This window comes from Streptomyces sp. NPDC001002 (assembly GCF_053599215.1).
Genome location: NZ_JBSFLV010000267.1, coordinates 1 through 5,871, shown reverse-complemented (window position 1 = coordinate 5,871; position 5,871 = coordinate 1). Strand labels below are relative to the sequence as shown.

The following is a 5,871-nucleotide window of genomic DNA, read 5'->3' as shown; positions in this document are numbered from 1 at the left end:
GGTTGCGCCCCCACGTGCTTCGCGATGTCTCCTCCTGCGACACCACAACCACCGTCCTGGGTACGCCGGTCCCGCGATCCCTCGCGGTGACGGCGCCGGTGCGTGTGCGCGGGGAACTCCTGCGCGTAGGGCTCCCGCACGAAGGGTGACGGGCCGGAACCCGTGCCTCGACCGGCCGAGCCATTACCATCGGCCAGCAACGGCGGGTGTGTGCCCGACCCCCAGGCCAGGGAGCGAAACGTGCTCATCACCCATGACACCCGGTGCGCCCTCGACACTGTGGTGGACCTGGTGAACACCGCACCGGAGGACGAGGCGACCCCGGAGGGGCTGCCGGACACCGCGGCTCTCGAGGATTTCGTGCGAAACCACGAGATCAGCGATGTCGGGATCCTGTCGGAGTTCGACCTCTCGGCGGTGCGCAAGATCCGTGGCCGGTTCGCGGCGGTCTTCGCCGAGGCGGACGCCCGCGCCGCGGCCCGGCAGATCAACGAGCTGGTCGCCGCCGCGGGCACCACCCCGCGCCTGACGGACCACGACGGCTACGACTGGCATGTGCACTACTTCGCCCCCGGCGCCTCCGTGGCCGACCATCTCGCTGCGGACTGCGGGATGGCGCTGGCCTTCTTCGTGGTCGCCGGGGAGCAGGAACGGCTGCGGCGCTGCGAGGCCCCGGACTGCCGGCGCGCCTTCGTCGATCTCTCCCGCAACCGCTCGCGCCGCTACTGCGACAGCCGCACCTGCGGAAACCGGTTGCACGTGGCCGCGTACCGGGCACGGCGCAAGGAAGCGGCGGGCTGAGCCGGCACCGGAGGCGGAGGTGACGTCGGAGGGTGGTGTCGACGTGGTCCCCGACGGGTGACGTCGGGAACCACGGGTACGGCTCACAGCAACAGCAGGTCGTGCAGCGCAGCCATGAGCAGCAGACACCCGATCACCGCAAGGAAGATCATCAGCGGTGGCTGGGAAAGGGCGAAGAGGCATCCGCGCGGCTCGTTCTCAGGCGGCGCGGCTTCCCTCTGGGTCGTGTCCAGCATCTCGCGGCGATGATGTCCTAGACCGCACCCCCCGCGCGATCAACACGCCCGGAATGACTGGGAGTTCGCCGAATTCCGTGTTGTCCGTTTCGGGTCGTGATCACTTCCGGACAGCGCGGTGATCCACTGTGTCGTTTCAGTCGTCATGCACCGGACATATGCGCTGCTGTCGCGCGGTTCATATGCCGTGCTTCTTGAGGATGGCCCCGATGTCGCTGAAATCGTCACCCGCGCCCGCCTTCGCGCGGGGCGCGCTCGCCGGACGCGAGGCCGCCCGGGTGCTCGGACCCAGAGAGGGCGCCGAGGCCTTCGGGGCTACCGCGGTCTCGGACTGCTGCGCGGCCCGGGCGGCCTCCCTGCGCTCCTTGCGGGTGCCGCCGCGACGGCGCTCCACGGCGCGCGTGCCCATGAACAGCAGCCAAGAGGCACCGAGCACCACGAAGCCGGCCCAGGCGGTCGGACTGAACGCGGTGTCCGCCACCCACCCCACGACACCGGTCATCACCAGGCCGACGGGCACGAGCGAGTAGGCCGCGATACGGGCGGCGGAGAGGAAGCGCTTGCGGTACGCGGTGACCGCCGCGATGCCCAGGCCGGCCGCGGACACGGCGGAACAGACTGTCTCGGCAATCATCCGGTCCTCCTGGCGGGCCTCGGTCGGGCACGGTCGCTTCGTCCCTTCCATCCTGCACCGCCCGACCCCCGCGGGGCCATGCTCCGGCGGGACATCAGGGACATCTCCGGGTCGGATCATCCGCAGGTGCCAGTTCCAGGCCCACCGCGAGCTGCCCCATCAGGTATTTCGATGGCGGGCCGCTCGACGTCCGATTGGGGCGTGCGGGCCCGGACTGGAAGACTGTGGCCATGAGCGACTCCTCCCCCGACCTGCCCGCCGCCCCCGTTCTCGAGGTGTGGTGCGAACTCCAGTGCCCCGACTGCCGTGCCGCCCTGGCGGACCTGCGCGCCCTGCGGGCCCGCTACGGCGACCGGCTGGAGCTGCGGCTGCGGCACTTCCCGGCGGAGAAGCACCAGCACGCCTTCGCCGCCGCACAGGCCGCGGAGGAGGCGCTGGAGCAGGGACAGGGGTGGCCGTACATCGAGGCCGTGCTGGAGCGGGTCGCGGAGCTGGACCGTAGGGGAGAACCCTTCCTGGTCGAGGTGGCCGGCGAACTCGGTCTGGACGCCGAGGAGTTCGACACCGCGCTGATCGACGGCCGGCACATCCTGATCGTCGACGCCGACCAGGCCGAGGGCAAGGCGATCGGCGTGACCGGCACACCGACGTACGTCATCGGCGGGGAGCGCCTGGACGGCAGCAAGAGCCAGGAGGGGCTGCGCGAGCGGATCGAGGAGATCGCGGACCGGCTGCTGGCCGGACAGCAGGACGCCTGAACGGCGATGTCGGCCGCGGCTCGCGCCTACAGCAGCGACTTGTACAGGGCGTACCGCGTCGTCTCGTAGCCCAGGGACTCGTAGAGCCGCTCGGCAGGCGTGTTGTCGGCGAACACGTTGAGGCCGAGGTGCCGGCTGCCGGCGGCGATCGCCTGGGTCTCCGCGAGCAGCATGAGCGTGCGGCCGTGTCCGTGACCGCGGTGGGCGGCGTCGGCCTCGACGTCGTAGACGAAGGCCCCGTCCACCGTGAAGGCCACCCACAGGGTGCCCACCCGGGTGCCCTCGTGTTCGAGGACGCTGAACAGCATGTTCTCGGTGGCGAGCCCCTGCGGCAGCAGGGTCTCGTGGTCGCGCTGGGCCTTCGCGTACGCCTCGGCCTCGGGGACGCCGCGCTCGATCCACGTGCGCGCGTACGCCTCCGACTCGTGGGCGTGCCAGGCCTCGAAGTCGGCCTCGGTCATGGGCCGGCCGTGACTGCCGGCCGGCAGGGCGGGCGGGGTGTCGCCGAGCGGCTTGCGCATGCCGCGGTTGCGCGGGACGTATCCGACCGCCTTGACGAGCCGCAGGGCCGCTTCCGCGTCGGCGGCCACGCCGATCTCGATCTGCCGGCAGCCCCAGCCGCGCGCCACCTCCTCCGCGGCCAGCGCCGCCACCGTGCCGCGGCCCCGGCGGCGGTCCGGCTCCTCGATGCGCAGGTCGACGATGCGGGCCACCGCGTCGCCGAAGGCGGGCGAGGTGCCGAGGTGGAGGGTGCCGACGGGACGGCTGTTCACGCACACCTGGTAGTGGCGTGAACGCGTCCCGTCGGCGGCGCGCTGGAGCGGCTCGGTCGGCCGCAGGGTGGTGGTCATCAAGGGAGTTGTACCCGCAGTCGGCGCCGACGTCTGCCTAATTAATTCGGCTCACGGATCTTGGTCGTCGCCCGAGCGCTCGTCGAAGATCCGCATGGCCTTCGCGGTCACCGGGCCCGGCGCGCCCGGGAGTTGGCGGTCGTCGACGCGGTGCACGGCCTGGACGTCCCGCAGGGTGGAGGTGAGGAAGACCTCGTCGGCCCGCTCCAGGACGTCCAGCGGCAGGTCGGTCTCCTTGGCGCCGGTCCACTCGACCGCCAACGCGCGCGTGATGCCCGCGAGGCACCCTGAGGCGAGCGGCGGGGTGTGGATCTCGCCGTCCAGGACGACGAAGACGTTCGACCCGGTGCCCTCGCAGAGCTGCCCGACGGTGTTGGGGAACAGCGCCTCGGTGGCGTCGGCGCGGTGCGCGCGGGCCAGGGCCACGACGTTCTCGGCGTACGAGGTGGTCTTCAGGCCGGTGAGGGCGCCGCGTTCGTTGCGGGTCCACGGGACCGTGATCACCGCCGTGGAGTCCGGGCGGCGGGTGGTCTCGCCGAGTGCGACGACGAGGGTGGGGCCGCGGTCGCCACGGTCCGAACCGAGCGGGCCGTGGCCGCCCGTGTACGTGATCCGCAGCCGGCCGAGCGGCATCGGGTTCGCGTCCAGCACGGCGGCGCAGGCGCGGCGGACCTCGTCGTGGTCCGGGTCCGGCAGGCCGAGGCCCTGCGCGGAGCGGGTCAGCCGGTCCAGGTGCCGGGTGAGCGCGAACGGCCTGCCGTCCACCGCCTTCAGCGTCTCGAAGATGCCGTCGCCCACGGTCAGTCCGTGGTCGAAGACGGAGACGCGGGCGGACTCGATGTCCTGCAGCCCGCCGTCGAGCCAGATCTTCACGTCAGTCCCTCTCCACTCACCTCGTACACACCCGACGCTATCGCGAGCAGCCGGCCCGCCTTCAGCTCGGTCTCCCGCCACTCCCCCTCGGGATCGGAACCCCAGGTGATGCCGGCACCGGTACCGAAGCGCAGCTCCCCCGCCGCCCGGTCGATCCAGAACGTGCGGATCCCGACGGCCAGTTCGCCCGTCCCGCGATCGGCGTCGACCCAGCCGATGCCACCGCAGTACGGGCCGCGCGGTGCCGTCTCCAGGGCGTCGATGATCCGCAGGGCGCTGGACTTGGGCGCGCCGGTGACCGAGCCGGGCGGGAAGGCGGCGACGAGCAACTCCGGCCAGCCGGCGCCGTCGCGAAGCTCTCCGTGGACCGTCGACACCAGGTGCACGAGCCCCGGGTGCTTCTCGACCGCGCACAGGTCGGGCACGGTCACACTGCCGGTGGCGCACACCCGCCCGAGGTCGTTGCGGACCAGGTCCACGATCATCACGTTCTCGGCGTAGTCCTTCTCCAGGAGATCCGCCTCGGTACGCCCGGTGCCCTTGATCGGCCCGGACTCGACGACCCGTCCGGCGCGGCGCAGGAACAACTCCGGGGACGCGGTGGCGATCTCCACACCGTGCTCCGGCAGCCGGATCGTTCCTGCGTACGGCGCCGGGTTGCCGCGGGCGAGCAGCGCGGTCAGGGCGTCCACGTCGGCGTCGGGGGCGACGGGCGCGGCCAGCACCCGGCACAGGTTCGCCTGGTAGACCTCACCGGCCGCGATGTGCTCCCGGATCCGACGCACACCCGCCGTGTACGCGGCGCGGTCGAGCGACGACGTCCAGTCATCGGCATCTGGCCCCCGCCACCGCCCCGGCACCGGCGCGGGCACCGGTTCCTCTCGTACGTCGCTGAAGCGCGCGCAGGTCAGACGGCCCTCGAAGTCCGCGGCGACGGCCCAGAAACCGGTCGAGTCCAGAGCCGCGGGATCGTCGGTGACGTCGAGGAGCCCGGTGGCGACGCGGTCACCGAAGCGGGCGAGGGGCGGGAGGTGGAGCACGCGGTCGAGTCTATGGCGGGTGTCCTGGAGGTGGCCCGACCGTGTCCCCGAGGATGCCCAGGCCACGCGCGTGAGCAGGCGCAGCGCAGCACGCTGCACAAACGCGTTTTTGTACTGGCCCCGGAATCCGCTAGAGTTCAACACGTCGCCGGGTCGCGCGAGCGGACCGGAAACGACAAGCGGACGTAGCTCAGTTGGTAGAGCGCAACCTTGCCAAGGTTGAGGTCGCCAGTTCGAACCTGGTCGTCCGCTCGTAGGAAATGGGGGATCTTCCCGACCCCCGCACTCCTGGTGGAGTGGCCGAGAGGCGAGGCAACGGCCTGCAAAGCCGTCTACACGGGTTCAAATCCCGTCTCCACCTCCAAGGACGATTAGCTCAGCGGGAGAGCGCTTCCCTGACACGGAAGAGGTCACTGGTTCAATCCCAGTATCGTCCACTGGAGCCTTCCGGCTTCTGGAGCCGTGAGGCTTCGACCCCGCGCGATTAGCTCAGCGGGAGAGCGCTTCCCTGACACGGAAGAGGTCACTGGTTCAATCCCAGTATCGCGCACGCAGTGCTCGTGATCTTCGGGTCACGGTCCCGAGGACGATTAGCTCAGCGGGAGAGCGCTTCCCTGACACGGAAGAGGTCACTGGTTCAATCCCAGTATCGTCCACTGGAGCCTTCCGGCTTCTGGA

Annotated in this window: 7 protein-coding genes and 5 tRNA genes; 7 read left to right on the top strand and 5 right to left on the bottom strand. The window is 71.0% G+C overall.

Going from position 1 to position 5,871, the window contains the following annotated elements:
• The first annotated feature begins 240 nt into the window (after window positions 1-240).
• Window positions 241-801, top strand: a complete 561-nt coding sequence (locus ACWDR3_RS47010; protein WP_124002802.1) for a CGNR zinc finger domain-containing protein — start codon at window positions 241-243, stop codon at window positions 799-801.
• An 83-nt stretch (window positions 802-884) separates the two neighbouring features.
• Here the strand turns inward: ACWDR3_RS47010 and ACWDR3_RS47005 are convergent, their stop codons facing one another.
• Together ACWDR3_RS47005 and ACWDR3_RS47000 are read right to left on the bottom strand one after the other, a co-directional pair.
• A complete protein-coding gene (locus ACWDR3_RS47005; RefSeq protein ID WP_185146356.1) occupies window positions 885-1,037 on the bottom strand; it encodes a hypothetical protein in 153 nt (50 codons plus the stop codon).
• Window positions 1,038-1,215: 178 nt separating this feature from the next.
• A complete protein-coding gene (locus tag ACWDR3_RS47000) occupies window positions 1,216-1,671 on the bottom strand; it encodes a hypothetical protein (RefSeq protein ID WP_450358831.1) in 456 nt (151 codons plus the stop codon).
• Between the two features lie 230 nt (window positions 1,672-1,901).
• Between ACWDR3_RS47000 and ACWDR3_RS46995 the strand changes: the two genes are divergently transcribed.
• A complete protein-coding gene (locus ACWDR3_RS46995; protein ID WP_450358830.1) occupies window positions 1,902-2,429 on the top strand; it encodes a DsbA family protein in 528 nt (175 codons plus the stop codon).
• A 26-nt stretch (window positions 2,430-2,455) separates the two neighbouring features.
• Here the strand turns inward: ACWDR3_RS46995 and ACWDR3_RS46990 are convergent, their stop codons facing one another.
• From ACWDR3_RS46990 to ACWDR3_RS46980, 3 genes are read right to left on the bottom strand one after another with little or no spacing between them, the layout of a single operon-like run.
• Entirely contained in the window at window positions 2,456-3,280 is an 825-nt protein-coding gene (locus ACWDR3_RS46990; protein WP_450358829.1) for a GNAT family N-acetyltransferase, read from the bottom strand.
• A gap of 51 nt (window positions 3,281-3,331) precedes the next feature.
• Complete coding sequence (locus ACWDR3_RS46985) at window positions 3,332-4,153, bottom strand: aminotransferase class IV (protein ID WP_450358828.1); 822 nt, start codon at window positions 4,151-4,153, stop codon at window positions 3,332-3,334.
• The gene (locus tag ACWDR3_RS46980; RefSeq protein WP_450358827.1) at window positions 4,150-5,193 is read right to left on the bottom strand and encodes a chorismate-binding protein; all 1,044 of its coding nucleotides are present in this window, start codon (window positions 5,191-5,193) and stop codon (window positions 4,150-4,152) included. The genes ACWDR3_RS46985 and ACWDR3_RS46980 overlap by 4 nt, the downstream gene beginning before the upstream one ends.
• Before the next feature lie 179 nt (window positions 5,194-5,372).
• Between ACWDR3_RS46980 and ACWDR3_RS46975 the strand changes: the two genes are divergently transcribed.
• The 5 genes from ACWDR3_RS46975 (at window position 5,373) to ACWDR3_RS46955 (ending at window position 5,849) form a co-directional block, all read left to right on the top strand.
• Window positions 5,373-5,445, top strand: a tRNA-Gly gene (locus ACWDR3_RS46975).
• A gap of 38 nt (window positions 5,446-5,483) precedes the next feature.
• Window positions 5,484-5,557: transfer RNA gene (locus ACWDR3_RS46970), tRNA-Cys, on the top strand.
• Window position 5,558: 1 nt separating this feature from the next.
• Window positions 5,559-5,630, top strand: a tRNA-Val gene (locus ACWDR3_RS46965).
• Window positions 5,631-5,671: 41 nt separating this feature from the next.
• Window positions 5,672-5,743, top strand: a tRNA-Val gene (locus ACWDR3_RS46960).
• Between the two features lie 34 nt (window positions 5,744-5,777).
• Window positions 5,778-5,849: transfer RNA gene (locus ACWDR3_RS46955), tRNA-Val, on the top strand.
• The last annotated feature ends 22 nt before the right edge of the window (window positions 5,850-5,871 follow it).